The organism is Microcoleus sp. Pol10D4 (assembly GCF_036701555.1).
GTDB lineage: Bacteria > Cyanobacteriota > Cyanobacteriia > Cyanobacteriales > Microcoleaceae > Microcoleus.
On the sequence record NZ_JAUBRA010000004.1, the window covers coordinates 1 to 23,867 of the forward strand.

20 protein-coding genes are annotated in these 23,867 nt (G+C 44.8%); 15 read left to right on the plus strand and 5 right to left on the minus strand.

Annotated features, from left to right (window positions below; all coding sequences use genetic code 11):
* Positions 1-167 precede the first annotated feature (167 nt).
* Positions 168-707: a hypothetical protein gene (locus tag QUA36_RS03545; protein ID WP_333455581.1), complete on the plus strand. Its 540-nt coding sequence runs from the start codon at positions 168-170 to the stop codon at positions 705-707.
* A 77-nt stretch (positions 708-784) separates the two neighbouring features.
* Positions 785-961 (plus strand): hypothetical protein, encoded by a 177-nt coding sequence (locus QUA36_RS03550; protein ID WP_333455583.1) that lies wholly within the window; start codon positions 785-787, stop codon positions 959-961.
* On the opposite strand, the gene QUA36_RS03555 is transcribed toward QUA36_RS03550, so the two are convergent.
* The 5 genes from QUA36_RS03555 to QUA36_RS03575 all read right to left on the minus strand — a co-directional run bounded on the left by QUA36_RS03555 (position 934) and on the right by QUA36_RS03575 (position 10,615).
* The gene (locus QUA36_RS03555) at positions 934-3,630 is read right to left on the minus strand and encodes a WD40 domain-containing protein (protein WP_333455584.1); all 2,697 of its coding nucleotides are present in this window, start codon (positions 3,628-3,630) and stop codon (positions 934-936) included. The two genes, QUA36_RS03550 and QUA36_RS03555, sit on opposite strands and share 28 nt — an antisense overlap.
* Before the next feature lie 35 nt (positions 3,631-3,665).
* Positions 3,666-5,945, minus strand: a complete 2,280-nt coding sequence (locus QUA36_RS03560; protein ID WP_333455586.1) for an AAA-like domain-containing protein — start codon at positions 5,943-5,945, stop codon at positions 3,666-3,668.
* Positions 5,946-6,361: 416 nt separating this feature from the next.
* Positions 6,362-7,720, minus strand: coding sequence for a serine/threonine-protein kinase (locus tag QUA36_RS03565; RefSeq protein WP_333455588.1), 1,359 nt, complete (start codon positions 7,718-7,720; stop codon positions 6,362-6,364).
* 29 nt (positions 7,721-7,749) lie between these two features.
* On the minus strand, positions 7,750-10,275 hold the full coding sequence (locus QUA36_RS03570; RefSeq protein WP_333455590.1) for an ankyrin repeat domain-containing protein: 2,526 nt from the start codon (positions 10,273-10,275) through the stop codon (positions 7,750-7,752).
* Positions 10,276-10,480: 205 nt separating this feature from the next.
* A complete protein-coding gene (locus QUA36_RS03575) occupies positions 10,481-10,615 on the minus strand; it encodes a DUF4058 family protein (protein WP_333455591.1) in 135 nt (44 codons plus the stop codon).
* 324 nt (positions 10,616-10,939) lie between these two features.
* Here QUA36_RS03575 and fbp point away from each other — a divergent pair, with 324 nt between their 5' ends.
* The 13 genes from fbp (at position 10,940) to QUA36_RS03640 (ending at position 23,863) form a co-directional block, all read left to right on the plus strand.
* Complete coding sequence (gene fbp, locus QUA36_RS03580; RefSeq protein ID WP_333166999.1) at positions 10,940-12,013, plus strand: class 1 fructose-bisphosphatase; 1,074 nt, start codon at positions 10,940-10,942, stop codon at positions 12,011-12,013.
* A 189-nt stretch (positions 12,014-12,202) separates the two neighbouring features.
* Complete coding sequence (tal, locus tag QUA36_RS03585; RefSeq protein ID WP_333455593.1) at positions 12,203-13,357, plus strand: transaldolase; 1,155 nt, start codon at positions 12,203-12,205, stop codon at positions 13,355-13,357.
* A 261-nt stretch (positions 13,358-13,618) separates the two neighbouring features.
* Positions 13,619-15,148, plus strand: a complete 1,530-nt coding sequence (zwf, locus tag QUA36_RS03590; RefSeq protein WP_333166953.1) for a glucose-6-phosphate dehydrogenase — start codon at positions 13,619-13,621, stop codon at positions 15,146-15,148.
* Positions 15,149-15,325: 177 nt separating this feature from the next.
* Entirely contained in the window at positions 15,326-16,690 is a 1,365-nt protein-coding gene (opcA, locus tag QUA36_RS03595) for a glucose-6-phosphate dehydrogenase assembly protein OpcA (protein WP_333455596.1), read from the plus strand.
* Positions 16,691-17,065: 375 nt separating this feature from the next.
* Positions 17,066-18,619, plus strand: coding sequence for a cobyrinate a,c-diamide synthase (locus QUA36_RS03600; protein WP_333455598.1), 1,554 nt, complete (start codon positions 17,066-17,068; stop codon positions 18,617-18,619).
* Between the two features lie 218 nt (positions 18,620-18,837).
* Positions 18,838-19,329, plus strand: coding sequence for an ureidoglycolate lyase (locus tag QUA36_RS03605; RefSeq protein ID WP_333455600.1), 492 nt, complete (start codon positions 18,838-18,840; stop codon positions 19,327-19,329).
* Positions 19,330-19,431: 102 nt separating this feature from the next.
* On the plus strand, positions 19,432-20,352 hold the full coding sequence (locus QUA36_RS03610) for an FkbM family methyltransferase (protein WP_333166962.1): 921 nt from the start codon (positions 19,432-19,434) through the stop codon (positions 20,350-20,352).
* Positions 20,337-20,621, plus strand: coding sequence for an amidohydrolase family protein (locus QUA36_RS03615; RefSeq protein WP_333455602.1), 285 nt, complete (start codon positions 20,337-20,339; stop codon positions 20,619-20,621). Before QUA36_RS03610 ends, QUA36_RS03615 begins: the two co-directional genes overlap by 16 nt.
* Positions 20,622-20,647: 26 nt before the next feature.
* Entirely contained in the window at positions 20,648-20,956 is a 309-nt protein-coding gene (locus QUA36_RS03620) for a hypothetical protein (RefSeq protein WP_333455604.1), read from the plus strand.
* Positions 20,957-20,967: 11 nt separating this feature from the next.
* Entirely contained in the window at positions 20,968-21,420 is a 453-nt protein-coding gene (locus QUA36_RS03625) for a hypothetical protein (protein ID WP_333455606.1), read from the plus strand.
* A 168-nt stretch (positions 21,421-21,588) separates the two neighbouring features.
* Positions 21,589-22,080 (plus strand): KGK domain-containing protein, encoded by a 492-nt coding sequence (locus QUA36_RS03630; protein ID WP_333455608.1) that lies wholly within the window; start codon positions 21,589-21,591, stop codon positions 22,078-22,080.
* Between the two features lie 118 nt (positions 22,081-22,198).
* Entirely contained in the window at positions 22,199-22,375 is a 177-nt protein-coding gene (locus QUA36_RS03635; RefSeq protein WP_333123882.1) for a DUF4089 domain-containing protein, read from the plus strand.
* A gap of 24 nt (positions 22,376-22,399) precedes the next feature.
* Positions 22,400-23,863, plus strand: a complete 1,464-nt coding sequence (locus tag QUA36_RS03640; RefSeq protein ID WP_333455610.1) for an AtzE family amidohydrolase — start codon at positions 22,400-22,402, stop codon at positions 23,861-23,863.
* The last annotated feature ends 4 nt before the right edge of the window (positions 23,864-23,867 follow it).

Genomic DNA, 23,867 nt, shown 5'->3' on the forward strand with positions numbered 1-23,867 from the left:
TTAAGACTCAGATGTGCATATTTAAATAATGAGATTAAAATGGGTAGGTATGCTTAGTTAAAAAGCGGGATGCTCCCTCTCTGCCTTTGTTATGGCAAGCATTTGAACCTGTCGATCCCGTCACTAATCAATGTCGAGGTTATATTTCCTTGCAGAAGAGTGAAAGGTTGCCAGAAACCTTTTTTCATGTTGCTTGTGATTTACATCAGTGGCGTAGTGTTGCTCCTTACTTTGCAGAAATACTTCCCGACATTGTGAGAAAAGAGCAACCTGATTCAATTGCTTCATTTGTCAGTACCATCCTGCACAATTTGCCTGTTGAATTCACAACCATGCTGCATACCTCGTCAGAGACGCCAGAGAAACTTGAGAAATTACGGGCAGCTATTGAGTTAAATTCACTGTTTGATATTGTTCACCAATGCTTGTCAAGCGATGACTGGGATGCAATGTCTGTTGTAGGGAAGTGGTCGCAACAGCCATTCGTAGCAGAGATAATAACAGCTATATTACTGTCGTGCCCCGAAACGCTCTATGCAACTCTCAAACCAGAGTTACGACTGTGGTTTAGTGAGGTGCGCCACCTTGAGAAACTACTCACTCCCTTGGATCTAGAAATATCTAGATTGAGAGAACAAATGTCAGCACTCCAGGAGTTTTACACTTTATATTCAAAGGGACATCAGTGTAATATCCCTCAGAGTTAGCACCTACCGCCTTTTGAGTTCCCCAAACCTCGAGTAACTACAAAAGTGAAAATTAAATAGCAAGATTTAATAATCCGATGCTGGTGCCGGTTGTGGATGAAGCTTCGTCGCAGCGAAATATTAGGGTTGTGACTGATGCGAGTGAGGAATGGACAACGGAAAAAGTGGAAGTAGTGGTAAAAAAATGTAGCGAAAATCTGGCTTGCTGGCTGTTTTTGCCTAAATCCTATTTGATTGACTCTTGGTTGAGGTAATCAGCACACATCTGTTTATCCTCTGCTGTCACTTTCGGGTTGGTTCTGAGATAATCGCTTATTGACTCGCAGCCTAATGCCATCAGTGTATCGAAATCCCAAGTCCACAGTTTGATGGTCTTGTCATCGCTTGCAGAAGCCAATGTCTTGCCATCTGGACTAAATGCGACGCTTCTGACCCGATCACTATGCCCTCTGAGGGTTTTGATCGGTTTTTGAGTTTGCAGGTTCCACAGTTTGATCGTCTTGTCATGGCTTGCAGAAGCTAATGTCTTGGCATCGGGACTCCATGCGACGCTATTGACCCAATTGCTATGCCCGGTGAGGGTGGCGATCACTTTTTGGGTGTGGAGGTTCCACAGTTTGATGGTGTTGTCATAGCTAGCAGAAGCCAATTTCTTGCCATCTGGACTAAAGGCAACGCTATAGACCGCATTGCTATGTCCGGTGAGGGTAGCAATCGCTTTTGGGGTGTGGAGGTTCCACAGTTTGATGATGTTGTCATCGCTAGCAGAAGCCAAAGTCTTACCATCTGGACTAAAGACGACGCTTATGACCAAACTGCTATGTTCGGTGAGGGTAGCGATCAGTTTTTGGGTGTGGAGGTTCCACAGTTTGATGCTGTTGTCATAACTAGCAGAAGCCAAAGTCTTACCATCTGGACTAAAGGCGACGCTTATGACCAAACTGCTATGCCCGGTGAGGGTTTTGATCTCTGTTTGGGTTTGGAAGTTCCACAGTTTGATGGTCTTGTCATCGCTAGCAGAAGCCAATGTCTTACCATCTGGACTAAAGGCGATGCTTATGACCGAATAGCTATGCCCGGTGAGGGTAGCGATGTGTTTTTGGGTGTGGAGGTTCCACAGTTTGATGGTCTGGTCATCGCTAGCAGAAGCCAAAGTTAAGCCATCAGGACTCCATGCGACGCTATTGACCCCACGGCTATGCCCGGTGAGGGTAGCGATGGGTTTTTGGGTGTGGAGGTTCCACAGTTTGATGCTGTTGTCATTGCTCGCAGAAGCCAATGTCTTGCCATCTGGACTAAAGGCGACGCTTCTGACCGAATCACTATGCCCTTCCAAACTATTGCGCTCTTTTACTTCGTAAACTGCTTGTTGCAGCGCACCCATCACTTGTCCTTTGATGTCTTTTGTAGTCTCGGCTGAAGCATCTAGTTGTTGGAATGCCTGCCCTGCCTTCAATGCTTCCAACAGTGCTTGAAATATCTGTCCTGAACGAAATGATTCATTAGAAAAAGCAGTTTCCTGGATTGCATTTGCTAAATTCTTGGCTTGAGTGACTTGATACATAGCAAATTGCTGTGCCTTGATTAGCGTCTGATTCGCTTCAGTCAAAATTTGATTAGCTTGTTTCTGAGCTTCTAACTCTCGTTCAACTTCCCGTTGTTGTAATTCCCGACTGGCATTTAAAAACTGATAATCCAAATCGCTCAAACTTTTATCGGCTGCCCAATTTTGAGCATCTTGCAAGGCTTGACCCCGCAACAGTCGCGATTCATCTTGGCAATCAGACTCTATCCAAGCTTTAAAACTTTGGCTGTAAGGGCGGAGTTCCGCTAATTTTTTTTCCACCCAATCCAGGTTAAAAACCGATTGATAAATCCGGTTATAAACTTTAAGTTTGCCAAACTGCTTAACCACCAACCCAGTTAATCTTAGTTCCATTTGTTCGGGACTATCATCAGTCGCTATCTCATTGTGCTGCAAAATTTGCTGATATAGTCCCAATAACCGACTTGCCCGTTGTTCGCTGCGTAAAATGCGATCGCGAATCGTCTTTAAATGCTCTGGCTCATCCTGTCCTTCCCAATACTCAATCACCTTTTCTCGGACTAAATCTCCCACCCACTCAGCAAGATTTTGGATTGAGGCAGAGTTGGCATGATTGAGCAGTAATTTACAAACTTTTTGCGTCAAAAATGGCTGTCCACCCGTCCAATATAACACCGCTTCTAACAATGCTTGCGAATTTTCTGCTTGACTTTCTAACCCAACTGCCAAAGGTTGCGCTTCTGCTAATTGAAACCCGGTTAACTCTATCCCTCGACCAATATTAAAAGGAGTTCGTCGCTTGTCTTGAATTAAATCCGAGGGAGTTGCCACCCCTAACATTGTAAATGTTAATCGACGATATTCGGGTTTATCGGCTCGATTATTATAGCAATCACGAATCACAGCAAAAAAATCTTCTATTTTAAACTTTAAGCTGATTAAGCTGTCCGATTCATCGACAAAAATTACTATATTTGCTGAGATATTCTTGAGTAATACTTCTTCAACGAATTTACTAAATCGTTTAACGTTCGATAGTAATCTATTCTGCTCCCACCATTCATCTAAATCAAAAATGTCATACAAATCTAATCGGCTGACGATGCTATCAATCACGCCTGCATACCACTCTTCTGGCGTAATATCGGAAGTGCCAATTTCTGTGATATCAATGCTACTACAGGCGATTCCCTCTGCTTGTAACCGCTGCATTGTCCGCACTCGCAGTGATGATTTCCCCATTTGTCGAGCATTGAGAACATAGCAGAATTCTCCGGCTTTTAAAGCTTGATAAAGTTCTTCATCTGCCTTTCGAGTGACATAAGTTGGGGCGTTTGCAGGCAGGCTCCCTCCAACTTGATATTGATAATCTTTCATAGGTCATTGTTAATTTATAGGTGAAAATCCGAGAATCAAGGAATCAATTTGTACAGCCGTACAGGTTCAGAAATTCCCTTTAACTGTTGCATTCCTAAGTCAATCACATTTAAAGATAAATGGGTTTTAACGACTTGATAAACTGTCTCAGAAATACAGATTCCACCTGGCTCTGCTTTCCCTTCTAAACGAGCCGCTAAATTTACACCAGCCCCCCTGATATCATTATTAAGAAAGAATATTTCCCCCAAGTGAATACCAATCCGGTGTTGGAGTACATGACTCGGAGGTAAGCTTGTAGCAGCTTCGGCGAAACTTCGTTGTATTTCTAGCGCACAGGCTACTGCTTTTACGGCACTTTCTGGAAAGCAAATTAATAAACCATCGCCCATTTCTTTAAGCACTTTGCCTTGATGTTTAGCGCAGATGCCTCGGATGATGTTGAAATCTCGATTCACTAATTCTAGTGTCAGCTTTTGGTTGGCAACTGATAAAGCGGTGGAATTAACAACATCGGAGAAAATTATAGTTCCTAAATTACTCTCTAGCTCCAAACTTGATTGGCTATTCGTTTGTTGCCCAGCAGTCATATTCGGTTGGGGAGAGGCTAGGCGATGGCTAAAATATTGACGATACAAACCACACAATGGCATGACAGCATTTCCCTGAAATTTGATCAACCCCATGCTTCGCAATTTAAAAGCCTCTCCGGTATTAATTTCTACAGGTTGTTCGCTGTTAATCACTTGTCTAATTGTTGCTGCTAGTTCTGCATCTTGTTCCAAGTTAACTAAATGCCGTCGTAAATGATCGTAGTAAGGGCCTTCTTCAGTAGGAGCGACTTTTAGCAAGCGCTCTAAGCTAATTCTCCCCCTGGCAACTTGGTAGAGAGCAACTCGAACTAAATAAGGATGACCGCCCACCATTTCCATCAGGTCACAAATCTCTTGATTTGACCAATTTAATCGGTGTCGATTCACTAAATCTGTTACCTGTCTCTGATTGAGTTCAGGTAATTCTATGGGCAATCCCACGTTAAATGGCGACTGATTAATATTAAGAGGAATATAAACTTCTTGAGAGTGAGAAATGACTAACCTCAGCTTTTTCCAAATTTCCTCATTTTTGCCCCGCTCGTGCCAAGCTCGTAATAATCCAAAGAAGTCCGTGGCTATTTCGGAATGCTGAAAAATCCGATCGACTTCATCTAACCCTAAAACAAGAGGCCGATCGCTGTCAGATAGTAGATAGCGTTGGAAATACTTCGTAGTTTTATTTTTACTGCCGAGAACGCCTTTCCAATATTCCCCTAACCTATCTTCTAAATTTAATTCACTGGTAATTTCACCACAAAACCACTGCAATAATTCATCAAGATGGGTAAGAAAACTGCCATCAGCCCATTGAAAGTTTAAATACGCTGTTTGATATCCCTGTTCCTTAGCGCGGTATAAAATTCGCTGCACTAAGGAAGTTTTTCCCATTTGCCGGGGGGCTTTGATTCGGATTAAAGCTCCGGGTTTGACAATAGTTTGGTAGCAGTCCGATTCGATGGGAGGACGCTCAATATATAGGGGTGAATCTAAACTAACTGAACCTTCTGGGTTATCTAAATTGAGAAGAGAAAGGGGAGGTGCGGCGATCGATCGCGCATTTTCCACCACAGGCGACGACTCCTCAACGATATCGCTAACAGAAGCATCGCGCGATCGCCCTGCTGCATCCAACTCCGAAAAATCCGACTTCTTCTTCAATACCGGAGTAAGTTCTTCGGAAATTCCTGCCATGCTGATGCTAACGCAACCCAACTTATAGGCACGTTCGATCGACTCCCCCGCCGCCAAGGTATCGTAAAAACCTACAGCAAATTCTCGTGCGGCTTGATCTCCCACCGTTTGCTTCATGCCGATCACGTATGGAATGTGACGTGCGATCGCAGCCGCTTGCACTTCTGAATAGCAAGCGTTGAGTATTACGCACTCCACGTACTCCTTAAACGCCTCAAACAAAGCTGCCAAAGCTTTGGCATTTACCAGCTTAATCTGCCCCATATCATCTTCTAGGGCTAAACCCCCTTCTCCTGCACCATGCCCAGAGAAATGCACAATCTCTGGTTTATAATCTAATATGGCTCGCTGCATTTCTCTGGGTGTCACCGCCCACTGTTGCTCCAGTTGGAACTTGTCGGCCTTTTTAGAGCGTTGCAACCCCTCTGCAATTTCCTTCGCCTCTTTCTGTAAGTCCACAGGGGTGGTATTTTTGGGGTTGGCTGCCAAAAACAGGATAGTTTTTTTATTTCGAGTAGAAATACTCATCAATCGAACCTTCACGCTTAGGAGATACAGGAGCTTAAGGACACTACCCCAGTCAGGGCGAGATATTTCTTGCCTTGACGGTATTTAAGCACAAACATCTTTATTTGTGTTGGTCAGTAAACTGACAGAAACGATCGCCCTGAGTCAAGCATAACCAATCGAAAAGGCGATCGCGACTCTCAACTAATCTTTTAGCTACGTATTCAAGAAGTGCGATCGCCTTCCCCTTTTGCAGTCCTATTTCATAAATATCGAAATTCTTTATAGTTTTATTCTCATGCCAGATCCAGGATTTCTTGATGATTATTATTGCCTAAATTAGTACATAAAATATTCTATACTTCCGCATTTATTTAATCCACGCACTCAGAAAAAAAAACGGTTTTTTTATCAAATCTGTGGATAACAACAATGATTTATTTTAGTTTACTTAAACAATCATTCAATTCCCCTACCAACCATTCTTTCTCAGCTTGCGGCAAAAATAAGCCAAAACAATAGTTACGCGGCTTGGCGCGAATCCCGCAAAAAGTAATCGATTTTTTGAGCAATGGCAGATGAATTCCCCTCAACTTTACCCGCTGGATATCTTGAGGACGGATTTGAATTGGTCTAGTGAATTGACGATAATCAGTCCAACACAAGCACCTACACAACCATATCAAAGCATAAAATAGGGTAAATGTTGTTATAGCCAGGATCGATATCAAGAAAAATTTTAAGGATAATATACTTAGCCAGTAAGTTGTAGTGTATTCACCCAAGCTAAATAGAAAAAATCCCAGAATCAAAGAGAATGGAAGTAAAAATTTATAACTCAGATGAATGAACTGGAAAAACCACTTGAGTTTGCTAGGTGAACGATCGGGGTGTATCTTGATTAATAACCACCGTTTAGTGTCAATTAAAGTAATTCGGGATTGGGGCGATCGCTTAAACGTTTTTTCGGGATTAATCCCGCTTTGCTGTTCCCCTCGCAGTGCTGATAAAGCATCTTTTGCTGAGTGAAATCGATCTTCAATTGCGGCTTCACTTATCTTCTCTAACCAGTCGGCAAACTCTGGAGAAATAGAGACGCGATCGCGGAATTTTACCTTCAGCTTTTCTCTGGGTAAATCCGATGGAAATTTCTGGGTTAACAGGAAAAGCAGCGTTGTTCCTAATCCATACAAATCTGTTGATAATACAGCTTTTCCTCGGAATTGTTCTGGTGCCATGTAACCGTAGGTCCCGACAACGGTACTGCCTCCAGTAACGGTATGATGGTAAGTATTTTGAACTGCGCCAAAATCAACTAGGAAGACTCGCCCATTTTTTTGCAGAATAATATTTTGGGGTTTAATATCTCGGTGGATTGCAGGAGGTAACAGCGATTGCAGATAAGCTAGAATTTCTAGCAATTGATAGGCGATATGACGAACTTGAGCTTCATTTGGTTTCCAGCCATTTTCTATCCACTGTGCGAGAGATTTTCCCGGTGCGAGTTGTTGGGCGATATAAAAACAACGATCTTGGGAAGTATCCACTTGAAAGTAGTCAATGTAGCGAGGAATTCCCGGATGATTCAATCCCGATAAAGTTTTTGCTTCTCGTTCAAATAACTCGATTTTCTTCCATTCAGTTGTCAGACGCAGGGATAAAGCTTTGAGTGCAACTTTTTGATTGCTGTTTAAATCTACAGCAGCATAGGTGATTCCAACTCCGCCCTGTCCTAATTTGCCGATTATGCGATATCTTTCAGCAATGATTTTTTCCGAGTGTTGTAGTGTTTCCATATTTTTCTGCCTGGGTTTGTTTTGGATAATTAGTCTGTTGCGCCGTGAGATCTGAGTATTTGGGCTGCTGCTTCTCTGTCGGGGTTCCAGTTGGTTTGTGCTATCTTGAGCGGCGTGTCGCCATCGCAGTTTGTAGCGTCAATTTTTGCACCTTTAGCAATCAGTAATTTTAAGATTTTTACAGTGCCATAATGTGCTGCTTTGTGGAGTGGAGTTGTGTTACACATATCTCTATTATTAACATCTGCACCGTTGTTAATTAGCAGGGCAGCAATCTCATTGTGTCCGATCGCGATCGCTTGATACAATGGAGTTTGACCGTTCTCATTTCTAGCGTTAACCCTTGCACCATTAGCAATTAGCAGTTCAGCGATATCTTGAGAGCCTTGAGCAACAGCAAGATCCAGGGGAGTTTGAAGAAAATTATTTTTGGCATTAACGAATGCACCTTTGGCAATGAGTTGTTTGGCTACATCCTTAAGTTTGAAATCGACAGCGATATGCAGTAAAGTTCTGCCTTCTTTGTCTTCACTATTAACATCTGGGTTTTTACTAATTAGCAGCGCCACTGTATCCTGAAGTTTCAGGTCTACGGCGATATCCAGTGGAGTTTTTCTTTGATTATCCTGGATATTAATTTCTGCACCTTTAGCAATCAGCAATTTTAAGATTTTTACCGTGCCATAATGTGCGGCTTTGTGCAGTGGAGTTGTGCCAGATCCATCTATATTATTGACATCTGTACCGTTGTTAATTAGCAGTGCAGCAATCTCATTGTGTCCGATCGCGATCGCTCGATACAATGGAGTTTGACCGTTCGCATTTCTAACGTTAACCCTTGCGCCATTAGCAATTAGCAGTTCAGCGATATCTTGAGATCCTCGATCGACAGCTAGGTGTAACGGAGTATTTCCAGATTGGTCTATAGCGTTGATATCGAGCATGAGCAAAGCAGCAACTTCTTTTGTGGTTGCATAGTGCAGTGGAGTTCTTTTGTAACTGTCCCGAATCGCCACATTTGCACCGTCTTTAATTAGCTGTTGTACCAACTCCTTAAAGCCTATTTTGGCTGCGGTATGTAATAAAGCTGTACCCTTGCCATTTCGGGCATTGTCTTCTTTGATGTTAATTTTTGCGCCCGCAGAGAGTAGTATTTGTGCGATCGCCTTCGATCGCGCCCTATGTAGAGGAGTCAAGCCATTTTTGTTTTTGGCATTGACATCCGCACCTTTAGCAATCAGCAACTTTGCCATTTCAGGCGATCGGGCCCAGAACAGAGGAGTTGTACATATACTATTACACGCCCCAAATTGATCTTCTCCCCAGGCGTTAATATCTGCACCTTTAGCAATTAGCGTCTGTGCCACTTTTATGTGATCGTACACAGCAGCCATGTGTAATGGGGTCCAGCCATATGCACTCTTAGCGTTGACATCTGCACCTTTGGCAATTAACAATTCTGCCACCTCTTTTGACCCAGCAAAGTGTAGTAAATTCTGATTATTTACCCTGCTATTAGCATTAATGCCAAGATCCAGATAATGCCTAACAGTTTTAGTATCTCCCCGTTCAACAGCCTGGACAACTGCATTGGGGGTAAATCCAATCCGGTTGAGGATGGGATATTTAAAGTGATTGAAAACAGCAACAGTAGCGATAGCAGCAATTCCTATTTTGAGGCGCTTTTTCCATTGCGTCGGATTGGATTTAACGTTAACTATTCGAGGATTGCGAAGAGATTCAAGCGCTTCTTGTGCCGATTGAAAGCGGTTTTCTAAATCTGGCGCGATCGTTTTTCCTAACCAATCGGCAAATGCTGAAGAAATCGGAATTTGAGAGCGAAAATCTTTCTCTAGTATATTTGTTGGTAATTCGGCGGGGGAACGGTGGGTTAGTAAATACAACAAGGTCGCTCCTAAACCATATAAATCTGTTGCAGGTACGGCTTGTCCGAGAAATTGTTCTGGAGCCATATAACCATAGGTTCCAACTACGGTACTTCCTCGCATTAAAGTATTGTTATAAGTGTTTTGCACGGCTCCAAAATCTACCAAGCAGACTTCCCAGTCTTTTTGTTTGTGCGAATTGATGGGCGATTTGAAAACAATATTCTCTGGTTTAATATCCCGGTGGATAACAGGTGGTGTCTGTGAATGGAGATAAACTAAAATCTCCAAAATTTGTGTTGCAATGCGTTGAATTTCAGGTTCACTAGCGTGCCAGCCATTTTCGACTAAACTGGCTAGAGATTGCCCTTGGGCCAGTTCTTGTACTATATAAAAACAACGGTTATCGGGAGTATCGACATAAAAATAATCCAAATAACGCGGAATTCCCGGATGATTCAATTTTGATAAAACATTGGCTTCTCGTTCAAATAGTTCCAGGACTTTCCAGTCATTCATCTTCTGTAAAGACAAAGCTTTGAGTGCGACTCGCTGATTGGTTTTGAGGTCAATGGCTTCGTAAGTTGTGCTACTACCGCCTTCTCCAAGCAGATTTTTAATCTGATAGTGGTTGACTAAGTTATGGGGAATTTGTGAAATAATATCCATAGCATTATTTTGGGGTGATGAGTACCAAGAAACATTTTATATTTGGGTTTTTGTAACCCAAGTCTTGAAAAATTTATGCAAGGTAAGTTGAGTGTTTGAGTATATTTCAAACAAGTCAATAGAAAAGTCAATGACTGACTCTGTATATTTGCTTAAATTTCAATTACCGTATTTCTATGGATAACTTACCCAGAATTTTGGAGTGTCATATCACCTTTGGCGAAAATTTACGTACGGGATATTGATCGTAATCGAGCCGATAATCATAGCCGATGCGATCGTAAATGCCTGCAAGCAATTCCGGCAAATTAACAATAGGTTCTACATCTTCTTCGCGCAAAGGAAGTTGTCGGTCTTTTTGAGATGCTAGCCAACGTTCGTAGGCTTCTCTATCGCCACTTTTTCTCTCAGCGCCCTCTGCGTCTTCTGCGGTTAATTTAAAAAATTTAGTGATTTTGGATACAATTCCCCACCAAACAGTCGATCGAACTCCTCAATTTTCGGTGGGGATCTAAAATTCACCTAAAGTTCGACGCCCTTTGGCAAAACCCTCCCTAAGATAGAAGTTGGGGGACGATCGGTCTCGTAGCCGATTCAGGAGCAAGTGTCAAGGACTCCATCGAACCCAAATCTAGAGCAGCAAGACAGGGAGGACATCAAAATCATGGTAAACGCGCCGACAGGGGAAACCCGCCTGGGCCCGACAGATCAGGTGCAAGCCTTAGACCGCGATTGCACAACCCTATCTCGTCACGTACTCCAGCAACTTCACAGCTTTTCAGCAGATGCTCAGGATCTCAGCGCGCTGATGAATCGCATCGGGCTGGCGGCCAAGCTGATCGCGAGGCGGCTCAGCAGAGCCGGATTAATGGCAGATGCCTTGGGGTTTACAGGGGCTACGAACGTGCAGGGAGAATCCGTCAAAAAGATGGATATCTATGCCAATGAAGTCTTTATCTCGGTATTCCAGCAAAGCGGACTTGTCTGCCGCTTGGCTTCGGAGGAAATGGAAAAACCCTACTACATTCCCGAAAATTGTCCGATCGGGCGTTACAGTCTGCTCTACGACCCCATAGACGGTTCTTCCAATCTTGACATCAATCTCAATGTAGGCTCCATATTCAGCATCCGCAAGCAAGAGGGAGACGATGCAGATGGCTCTGCTTCCGACTTGCTGCAACATGGACACAAACAAATTGCCGCTGGTTATGTGCTCTACGGCCCCAGTACCATGCTGGTTTATTCGATCGGTCAGGGTGTTCATTCCTTTACCCTCGACCCCAGTTTGGGCGAGTTTATTCTAGCTAACGAAAACATTAAGGTTCCCGATCGCGGCCCGATTTACAGCGTTAATGAAGGCAACTTCTGGCAGTGGGAGGAATCTTTGAGAGACTACATTCGCTACGTACACCGCAGCGAAGGCTACACCGCCCGTTACGGTGGGGCTTTGGTGGGAGATTTCCACCGGATTTTGTTCCAGGGAGGCGTGTTTTTGTACCCCGGAACGGTGAAAAACCCGGAAGGCAAATTGCGTTTGCTCTACGAATCGGCTCCTTTGGCGTTTTTGATGGAGCAAGCCGGCGGGCGCGCCAGTACGGGCATTCAAGACATTTTAGACGTTGTGCCGACCAAACTGCACGAGCGATCGCCCTTGATTATCGGCAGTAAAGAAAATGTAGCGATGGTCGAGTCTTTTATTCAAGATCGATCGCGCAATCCTAGAACTGTCCAAGAGTGAAGGAAGTTCGGCAACGGATTGTGTAACGGATGTAACGGATGTCAGGAAGAAGGAAGAGGGTTTTAACTTATAACTTTCGACTCCCAATTACCAATTCCCCATTGCCAATTTTCAATTACCAATTTTCAATTTTCAATTTCCAATTTCCAAGTCCCAATTAACAGCTATCAAATTGTAGGAGTTACAGTAATGACAGCAACACCAACGAATCACCTGTTAGAAATCAAAGAAATTGGCCAAAGTATCTGGATGGACAATTTGACTCGCGATCTGATCGAGTCCGGCGAACTCAAAAAGATGATTGAAAGTCGGGGACTGCGCGGGATTACATCTAATCCGGCTATTTTTGAGAAAGCGATCGCAGGTAATGTGATTTACGACGCGGATATCGAAGCGGGCATCCGGGCGGGCAAATCTGTTATGGAGATTTACGAATCTCTGGTATTTGAAGATATCCGCAACGCTTGCGACATCTTCGCCCCAGTTTACGCAGAGTCGAAGGGTTTGGACGGTTATATCAGTATTGAAGTGCCACCGACGATCGCCAACGACACAGAAAGCACGATTAGCGAAGCCATGCGCTATTACCAAGCCCTCGGCAAAGAAAACGTGATGATTAAGATTCCGGGAACTGCTCAAGGTTTGCCCGCAGTCGAGCGAGTCATCAGCGAAGGCATTAACGTTAACGTGACTTTACTGTTCTCGGTTGACAGCTACGTCGAAACCTTCTGGGCTTACATTCGCGGTTTGGAAGCGCGGGTGGCTAAAGGTTTGGATGTGAGCAATATTGCTTCTGTTGCCAGTTTCTTCTTGAGCCGGATCGACATCAATATCGATGGCAAGATTGACGAGAAACTCAAAAATGTCACAGATATTTCCACAAAAGCTAGACTGGAAGCAGTGAAGGGGAAAGTGGCGATCGCCAATGCGAAGGTAGCTTACCAGAAGTATAAAGAGATCGTAGCGAGCGATCGCTGGCAAGCATTAGCGGCTAAGGGAGCGAAAGTACAGCGCTTGCTGTGGGCTTCCACCAGCACCAAAAACCCCAACTACAGCGATGTCATGTACGTCGATGAACTAATCGGCCCCGAAACCGTTAACACTTTGCCGCCGAACACCGTTGAAGCTTGTTTCGATCACTGCGATGTCGCACCCCGGATTGAGAACAACGTTGAAGAAGCTTACACGCTGATCGAAAGTCTCAAAGATCCCGACATCGACATCAACTTGGACCAAGTGATGGCAGACTTGCTCCTCGACGGGATTGATAAATTCGTCACCCCGTTCCAATCCCTGATGGATTCCTTGCAAGAGAAAGTCCAGAAGTTGTCACCCGTCGCTTAGGCAGATATCTGTATCCTGAAAGGCAGAAGCATTTAGGAATCGGAATAGATAATTATTTGGGTTCTTAAATGCTGAGTCTTAAATCCTCTCTAGGGATTTTCAGATTAATGGCTCTCAGAGTTCCTAGAGAGCAAAATCATCTGCCTCCTCTAGCAGTATTAAGAACCGATTAACTCTCTCACCCACTAACTAGCAGAAATGACCGCAAACTATCATGGTGTCTTGGCAGGGTTAACACCACTAGAACAAGGAAAATAAATAATGGTAACGCTACTTGAAAATCCACTGCGGGTCGGTTTGCGAAAAGAACGGGTGCCGGAACCACAAATTCTGGTAATCTTCGGAGCTTCTGGGGATCTCACCCAGCGCAAACTGGTACCTGCAATTTATCAGATGAAGCGCGATCGACGCTTGCCACCAGAAACTACCGTGGTGGGAGTAGCCCGCCGCCCTTGGAGTCACGATTACTTCCGAGAGCAAATGCGCGAAGGCATTGAAGAATTTGGCGGGGGCATTGGCAACGAAGAATTTTGGCAAGATTTCGCTCAAGGTTTGTACTACTGTCCGGGCGACATTGACAACCCGGAAAGCTATCAAAAACTCAAAGCCTTCTTAGCGGAACTCGACGAAGAAAGGAGAACTCGTGGCAATCACATATTTTATCTATCAGTTTCCCCGAACTTTTTCCCAGAAGCAATTAGGCAACTGGGCGAGGCTCAAATGCTGGTCGATCCAGTAAAACACCGCTTGGTAATTGAAAAACCCTTCGGCCGCGACTTGAGTTCAGCAAAAGCTCTCAACCGAGTCGTGCAGAAGGTTTGCCAAGAACAGCAAGTTTACCGGATCGACCACTATTTGGGTAAAGAAACTGTTCAGAATTTAATGGTGTTCCGGTTTGCTAACGCGATTTTTGAACCGCTATGGAATCGGCAATTTGTCGATCACGTACAAATTACAGTGGCAGAAACAGTAGGCGTAGAAGACAGGGCAGGTTACTACGAATCCTCTGGGGCGTTGCGGGATATGCTGCAAAACCACTTGATGCAGATTTTCTGTCTGACGGCGATGGAACCACCGAATTCATTGGACGCTGACAGCATCCGCACCGAAAAGATGAAAGTTCTGCAAGCAACTCGCTTGGCAGATTTGCATAACTTGGAGTTCTCAGCGATTCGCGGTCAATATTCCGCAGGTTGGATGAAGGGCAAACAGGTGCCAGGATATCACGAAGAACCGGGGGTTGCTCCCAACTCGACAACGCCGACTTTTGTGGCGATGAAGTTTATGATTGACAACTGGCGCTGGCAGGGAGTGCCTTTTTACCTGCGAACCGGCAAGCGGTTGCCGAAAAAAGTTAGCGAAATTGCTATTCAGTTCCGCGAAGTGCCGCTGTTAATTTTTCAGTCTGCGGCCCAACAAACTACTCCTAACGTTTTGACTATGCGCGTGCATCCCAATGAGGGGATTTCGCTGAGGTTTGAGGCGAAAATGCCGGGGCCGGATTTGCGGACGCGGACGGTGGATATGGATTTCAGTTACGGTTCTTCTTTTGGGGTGACATCTTCGGATGCTTACGATCGCCTGTTAATTGATTGTATGCTGGGCGACCAAACTTTGTTTACCCGTTCTGATGAAGTGGAAGAAGCTTGGCGGGTGGTAACGCCGGCGCTGATGGAGTGGGAATCGTCTAACGACCCAGATTTGGTTCCTAAATACGAAGCGGGTACTTGGGAACCGACGGAAGCAGAACTGCTAATTAACAGAGACGGCCGCAAGTGGCGCAGACTTTAAAAGCCATTAGTCAGCAGTCATTAGTCATTAGTTATTGGTCAGCATTAGTATTAGTGATTAGCTAAGAGCTGCTAACTCATAACTACTAACTAATAACTTAATGACTAAGAACCAATGACTAAGAACCAATGACCAATGACTAATAACTAATGACTAATAACAAAGGAGAGAAGATTTATGACGATGACACCGATGAAAGCTCCGCCTCTGGTTTCGCTGCAAAATCCTAAAGATGTGTCGCTCGACCAAATAGAAGCCGAATTGAGTCAAATTTGGGAAAGTTACAGAGAATCGGGGTCAAAGGGCGATGTTCCGATCGCTAGTAGGGCAACAACTTTTACTTTTGTAGTCTACGAACCGGAAGAAACTCAGCGGTTATTAGCGGATCTGGGATTTTACGACGGGCCGGTGGACGGTATTACCGGGCCGATGACGGCATCTAGCATCAGGGCGGCTCAAAAAGCTTACGGGTTGCCGAGAACTGGCAAACCTAATGCTGAATTGCTGGCGACTTTGCGGGAAGAAGTGGCTCGCAAAAATTCAAATGGCGAGGAGATGGGATCGAGTGGTTTGGGTTCGGGGGGTTCGGGCGTGGCTGACGCGATCGTGGCTGCCAATCCCTGCCGGATTATTGCTCTGTGCCCGACGGCGGGGGAAGATACGGGCGTGCAGGCTCAAGTGGCTGCTTATTGTCCGGTTCACAAGCGCACCACTGGCAATCTGATCTGCTGCGAGTACATTACGCTGCGGGGTACGGAAGCTGCTCTGGAACGGGTGAGCGGCATCGTGACGGCGTTGACGATCCCGGAGTTGCCGACGCTACTGTGGTGGAAAGCGAATCCTGATGCCGATCGAGGTTTGTTCCAGCGGTTGGCGACAATTAGCAGTTCTGTGATTGTTGACTCTAGCAGCTTTGCCGAGTGTGAAGCGGAATTGCTGTTGATGCAAAGTCTGATCGAAGAGGGTATTCCGATCGCGGATCTCAATTGGCGTCGGCTGGCGGCGTGGCAGGAGTTGGCTGCTGAGGCTTTTGACGCCCCGGAACGCCGCGCTGCGATTCGGGAAATCGATCGGGTGACGATCGATTACGAACAGGACAATTCTACTCAAGCGCTGATGTATTTGGGTTGGCTGGCGAGTCGGCTTCAGTGGCGTCCGGTTGCTTTCAAACAGGAAGAGGGCGATTACCAAATCAAGCGAATTAAATTCGCGGGGCCGGACGAACGGGTTGTCGAAGCGGAGTTGGCTGCTATTCCTACTGCTGATACGGGCGATGTTCCGGGCGATTTGATTGCTCTGCGTTTGAATTCGACGAACGAAAAGGCTGACTGCGGTACGGTTCTGTGTTCGGAAGTCGGTGGCTGTATGCGGATGGAAACTAAGGGCGGCGCTCAAACCGATCGGTTTAACCAGGTGAGTCCTCTGTTCGATCAGGTGACGGAACAGTTGCTGGGCCAGCACTTGCAGAGTTGGGGCCGAGATGTGCTTTACGAAGAAAGTTTGGCAGTGACGGCTCAAATGCTGAAGTTGGCTAAGCGGTAAAGAGAAGTTCGGCAACGGATTGTGTAACGGATGTAACGGATGTAACGGATGTCAGTTCGATGTCCGTCGGAATAAGGAAGAAGGAATAAGGATTGAGTTAATATTCAGTGGGGCAGGCAATGTCTGCCCTACTTTTTTAGGAGTTATGAGTTAGAATTTATGAGTTTTGAATTAATAATTTTCTTTGACTCAAAACTATAAATTACTTCTAAAAAGCAACGAAATTACCTATATTCTTCTTCTCATTCTTCCTTCGCGGTCTTCGCGTCTTCGCGGTTCGTTAAATATGTATGTATTATTTGAGAAGTTCGAGAGCAATACTCATAACTTTATAACCGATCTATTTTCAGTATTTTTTGTAACTAATCTAGAACTATGACTTTAGTAATTGCTGGCGAACGCAGCGGTGCGGGAAAGACGACTGTGACGATCGCCCTTTTAGCTTATTTAATCCGTCGCGGCTTGAATGTTCAATCTTTTAAGGTTGGCCCGGATTACATTGACCCGATGTTTCATGCTTTTGTTACTGGTCGCCCCTGTCGAAATTTAGACCCGGTATTAACGTCTGAATCTTATGTAAAAAAGTGTTTTTCTCGTCATATTCCAGATGTCGATTATGCCTTGGTTGAAGGGGTAATGGGTTTATTTGATGGGGTTTCTCGGAAGAAAGAAGAAGAAAGTTCGGCAACGGATTTCGTAACGGATGTAACGGATAGAAGTTCGGCAACGATTGTACGAGATGTAAATGATGTAAATGATTTAACGGATTTAAGGAAGCCAGAAGGAAAACAACACTATTCTATTTCCTTTGCTTCTACGGCTCATGTTGCTCATTTGCTGAATTTGCCGGTATTGTTTGTGATAGATTGCAGCAGGCTCTCTGGTTCTGTGGCTGCGATCGCGCACGGTTTTCGTTCTTTTAACCCAGACCTTAAATTCGCTGGTTTGGTGCTGAATCGGGTGGCGAGCGATCGACATTTGGAGTTGCTTCAAGATGCTCTCAAACCGCTCAATTTACCTATTTTGGGCGTTTTGCGTAGGGATGAGGCTGTTACTATTCCCGATCGACATTTGGGTTTGATTCCTGCTGAGGAGTTGCCGAATCTTCATGCTGCGATCGATAAACTGGCTGATTTGGCTGCTGTTAGTTTTGACTGGGAGCAACTTTTGCCTTTGTTGGCTGCAACTCGAAATGGGGGGGGTGAGGGGTCTGAGCAACTTTCGTGTAGGCACAGTCTCCCTTCGGTTATTATCACTCAAAAAGATGATGTTGTCAACAGTTTGGGAAAACAATTTGGAGTGAGGATTGCAGTTGCGCGCGATCGGGCTTTTAATTTTTACTATCAGGACAATCTTGATTTGTTGGAAGAGTTGGGTGCGGAGTTAGTATTTTGGAGCCCGCTTGATGACTCGGTTTTTCCTGACAATGTGCAAGGGTTATATTTTGGTGGTGGTTTTCCCGAAGTGTTTGCTCAAAAATTGAGCGGTAATGTTTTAATTCGGGATGCTGTAAGAAGTGCTATTTTTTCGGGAATGCCGACTTATGCGGAGTGCGGCGGTTTGATGTATTTGTGTGATTCTATTGTAGACTTCGATGGCAATTCTTGGCCAGGGGTGGGAGTGTTGAAAACTAATGCTGCGATGGGAAAGCGTTTGACGCTGGGATACCGAGAAGCTGTGGCGGTGAGGGATAGTTCGGTGTTAACTGCTCTTGATCAGGTTTGGGGACATGAGTTTCATCGATCGCATTTAACTGTGGAACCGAGTAATCCAGTTTATCACAGTTGGAGGTATGGGAAGCGGGGGGAAGTTGAGGCGGTTGCTGAAGGTTGGGGAGTTTGTCAGGTGCACGCTTCTTACTTGCATTTGCATTGGGGTGCTCGGCCTGATATTCCGGCTCGTTTTTTGCAGCAGTGTGCTGATGCGTGATTGTAAGGTTGATACTGAAACCGCAGATGTCAGGCAGATAAACACAGATTAACGCAGATTAATTTCAAGAAGGGCGATCGAATGAAAGCAATCTTGTTTATTTTCTTGTGGGATGAGTCGAAAGGTTGGTTTTTAGCTGCCCTCAAGGTAGAAATAAAGTGGTCTTACTATTTATATTAGAATATTTATGACGGAGACAGCTAGGGATGTGGGGATTTATGAGCGAATCAATTTCAACTAAGCAGTTGTTTGCACAATGGGTGACACCGGAGAATTTTCGGAGTTACGGTCAAGTTATCTTTGCGGCTGTTGATGGCAAGTCTTTCGATGCTGAGGATGCTCAGTTAAATTTGCAAAATGGTGTTCCTAGATTTTACATTATGCGGCTCCAGAAGGAAGGTCGCAAGTTTGGCAAAATTACACGACACGTTCAATGTACTCAGTGTTTGGGTTCTTTGGATGGGAAGGATTGGTTGATGGCGGTTGCGCCTCCTGGGGATAGCTATAAACCGAGTTTAGAAGATATGGCTGCTTTTCGGATTCCGGGCAATTGTTTTATTAAGTTAGATGTGGGGACTTGGCACGCTGGGCCTTATTTTGATGCGGATTTTGTTGATTTTTACAATCTGGAGTTGAGCAATACTAATGTGGTTGACCATTTTACCTTTGATTTGGTAAAAAATCACAATCTGGAGTTTGAGATAGTCTGATTTATTTAATAAAAATTTGTTGTAGAACTTTGATAGTATATCAACTAGGCTGATTATAGCTGCTTAACCGTGTTTAATAGTTTTGGGAGAGGTCTAATAATTATGAATTATCCACTCTATACTCTTTTGATTTTACCCTATACGCGCCAGGAACTCCCAGGATGGGGAAAACTGATGACACTCACAGGTGTGTACCGGGAAGATTTGTGGAAAAATGCTCCTATACGGGAGATGCGAGGGAAGTTCCACGGTTATCGGATGGCGATGGATCTTTCCAAGTGGAACGATCGCATGAGCTATTTTTTAGGCCGTTATTATGACTTACCGACACAACTCTTCGTCCAAAATTCTGTACAGCCTGGGGACAGCTTTATTGATGCGGGGGCAAATACGGGCATGATTACTCTTTTGGCTGCTTATCATACAGGAACAACAGGATGCGTACACTCTTTTGAACCAAATCCTCTGGCGTTTCAAAAATTAAAAGCTGCGGTAACAGACAATGAATTGCATAAAGTTTCTCTGCACCAGTGCGGCCTTTCTAACGAGCGAAATGAACTGACACTGACAGTGCCTACAGATGTTAGTGGTTTGGGTACTTTCGCTCAACTTCCCGAAAAAGATCGAAGGCTGATTTCTAATCAGTATCAAGTGCCTGTGTATCGCGGAGATGAAATGCTCCCAGATAATCTTCCTGGTGCTACTTTTATTAAAATTGATGTGGAGGGGTTTGAGGTGAATGTGATTAAAGGTTTCTCCCAAACGCTGCAAAAGCTTCGCCCTGCGGTGTTGACAGAAGTTGTAGCTGGCCATCTGGAACGGGCCGGTTCCAGTGTAGCAGAACTTTGCTCTCTGATGGGCGAATTTGGTTATGAAGCTTTTAACTTGGAGGCGAAACGGGAAGGTTTGGGCGCTCGGCTACAATTGTCCAAGGCGAAAGAGGGAAATATGACTGATGATGTGGTTTGGCTGCATTCTGAGAGTCCTTTATTTTCTCGACTGCAACAGTGGATGACACACTGATATTGCAGAGGATAAGAATTGCAAGTGCAGGGAAATCTACGCTGATTTCCCTTTGTTGTAATATGGTCACTGTCAACGGTGCTAAAACTCTCAATCTGGGAGATGATAATTATGGGATAGATGCGGGGAAACCTGCAAATTTGATTGTGTTGGATGCTGAGGATTGTTATGATGCAATTAGGAAGCGCGCTGCGGTTCGGTATGTGATTTCGCGGGGTAAGTTGTTGGCGGAAACTGCACCTGCTAAGATGAGTTTTTATGGTATTTGACCAACAATATTTGAAGCTGTTAAATTGTGAATCAAGGTGCTGTTCCCGATGATAGTCCGAGAAATTTGCAGGAGCAACTGCTACTGCAAGATGCTAAGGCTGGTAATTGTAGAGCAATTCAGGGCGGGCCTGACGATATACTAGGGGATGTTTCCAGACTGGTTGCCATCTATGGAGGTAATCCCGAAGACTGGTACAAAATAACTAGCATTCAGGCTTTTACAATTAATGGAGCTTCCGTACAAGTGCACTGGTTTGAAAATGCAAAAATTTTCCAACAAGTTGAATTAAAGTTTAAACGACAATATCCTAAAATAGCACCTAAGAATTTATAGGTAGACAAGTTATGATTGTTCGCTGTATTGCTAATAGTGGGGAATTTTTACCGGAAAATTATATCGATCCGGCAAGAGGTTATACTAAAAAGGTTGAATTACCTTTGACAGTTGGCAAGGAATATGTTGTTTATGCCATCCGATCGTGGCAGGGAATAGTTTGGTACTATATTTGTGATGATAATTACACTTATTATCCCATACAGACTCCGGCACCGCTGTTTGAAGTAGTTGATAACCGAGTTTCTAAGTATTGGCAGTTTATGCTTGACCCGAATGGGGTGTTAAGGTTTGCTTTTGAGCAGTGGTTTACTGACCCTTGTTTTTATGATAAGCTGACGGATCAGGAAGAGGCAGAGGTTGAGATTTTTGAGAAGGTTAAGGAATTGATGGATGCTGAGGATTTTGCTTTGCCTCCGCTGGATGTTGCCGTTAAGAAGTTGCGGGAAACGGTCAGTGTTTGAGTTAGGAACAAACATCGAACCGGGCTTAGTTCATGAAATCTGCTAAACAAGCAGAAAAAAAAAAGGTTAAGATAATTGTATTCCTAGGGTGGACACTCCCACGAGAACATTGGTAACTCCTGCTTCTACACGTATGATCTTCAAAGATACATGACAGAATCAAATTTTATGAATGATAAATTTCAACCAATAGAGCGCGATGATGATGTTTTGTTGTTCGATAACAATAATACATTTACAGTTGGCAAGTTTAAGGATTTAATGAGTAAACAATTTCAGGAAAAATTTTTAATAAGTTATCAAAAGAGACCAGCTTATCGTGGTGATAGTCATGAAGAACGTACTGATATCAAATCAGATTTAAGCACTATTCCATTTGATTCAGGAAGTTTTATATGCAGTGAGATTCAATGGAAATGTATAAAAGCAGTAAATTGTAAACTTCTTAAAGTGGGTTCTGGAGGATGGCAGGAAGGAAAATTGAGAATGCAGGCAAAAGTCGTAAATTCATATTACGAAAATGATGATTATAAAAAGTATAATAAAGCTGTTCTTGATATATGTATAGAATTCAGTCCCGATCGCCCAACTGAACCTATATCGCCTTTAGATGATATCAGACAATCTGAGGAATATAAAAAGCTGAGCAATAATAACTGACTGCCCGATCGCGATTACAATACAATAATCATCGCACCTATATCTGAACCTTAGATTTTCAACCGCAGATGAGGGCAGATGTACGCGGATTAACGCTGATGTTGTTTGGGATGGACTAATGACAAATATAGAAGAATATGTCGATCGCACCGCTGAACTGATAAACTTACCCTTAGACCCGGAACATCGTCCAGGCGTTGTGGTAAACTTCGAGAGAATAGCTGCGATCGCCCGACTCGTTACTGAATTCCCTTTACCCCCAGAAGTAGAAGTCGCGCCGGTGTTTGAACCTTAGATTTTTAACCGCAGATGAGGGCAGATGAACGCAGATGAACGCAGATGTTTTTTAGATAAGGCTGATGCGGTTGCTACGGCAGCGGCTGTTAAATGTGGTAAGGTTACGGCTACAGAGGCGGTAAGTGCTGCTTTGGAACGGATTGCTGTTAAGGATAAAGCTTTTAATTGCTTTACTGCAATCACTGCATCCAGCGCACTCGCAGCAGCCGAAAATATAGATAATTCGATCGCAAATAACCAAAACCCAGGCCCTTTAGCAGGCATTCCCTTCGCTGTTAAAAACCTGTTCGATATCGCCGGAATTACTACTCTAGCAGGGTCAAAAATCAACGCTGACAATCCTCCGGCTACCCAGGACGCGGCCGTGGTCGCCCGACTCAAACAAGCCGGGGCTGTGCTCGTGGGTACGCTAAACATGGATGAGTACGCCTACGGTTTTGTGACGGAAAACAGCCACTACGGCCCGACTCGCAATCCCCGCGATACTACGCGCATCGCTGGCGGTTCCAGCGGCGGTTCCGCAGCAGCAGTCGCCGCCGGTTTTGTACCCATCACCCTCGGTTCTGATACTAACGGTTCCATCCGGGTACCGGCTGCTTTGTGCGGTGTCTTTGGGTTTAAGCCTACTTACGGCCGTTTGTCCAGGGCTGGCGCTTATTTATTTTCGGGTAGTTTGGATTGTGTGGGGCCGTTTGGGCGATCGATCAGAGATATGGCGCTGCTGTACGATATTCTGCAAGGCCCTGATTCTCGTGACCCAGTTTGCACTCAACGCCCGCCAGAACTTTGTTCGCCGCAGTTAAATCAAGGCATCGAAGGATTGCGAATTGCTGTTGCTGACGGGTATTTCGCTACAGGGGCCGAACCGGAAGCAATGGATGCTGTAGAAATAGTGGCTAAAGCCTTGACAAATGTCTTGGATTGTGGTATAAGCACAGAACAAACAACAAACCCCCCAAAAATAGGGGGGCTTGCGACTGTCAGCATACCGGAATCCGATCGCGCCCGGGCTGCTGCATTTATCATTACCGCCTGCGAGGGGGGAAACTTGCATTTAGACAATTTGCGATCGCGCCCTCAAGACTTCGATCCGGCGACGCGCGATCGCTTTTTAGCGGGAACCCTGATCCCTGCGACTTGGTACTTGCAAGCGCAGAGGTTCAGACAGTGGTACCGCGATCGAATTCGCGAAATATTCCAACAAACAGACATCATCCTCGCACCCGCCACCCCGATAGCAGCCCCTGAAATTGGCATCGAGAAAATGGTAATAGCCGGACAAGAAATCTTAGTGCGTCCCAATCTCGGACTGTTCACCCAACCCCTATCATTTATTGGCTTGCCCGTTCTTTGCGTGCCCATACAGCGGCCCGGCGCTTTGCCCTTGGGGGTACAAATTATTGGTGCTCCCTACAGCGAAGCGGTGATTCTCCGAGTCGCTGCGGTACTAGAATCGCAAGGCATTATATGTGCCGAATCAATTTAGTGCT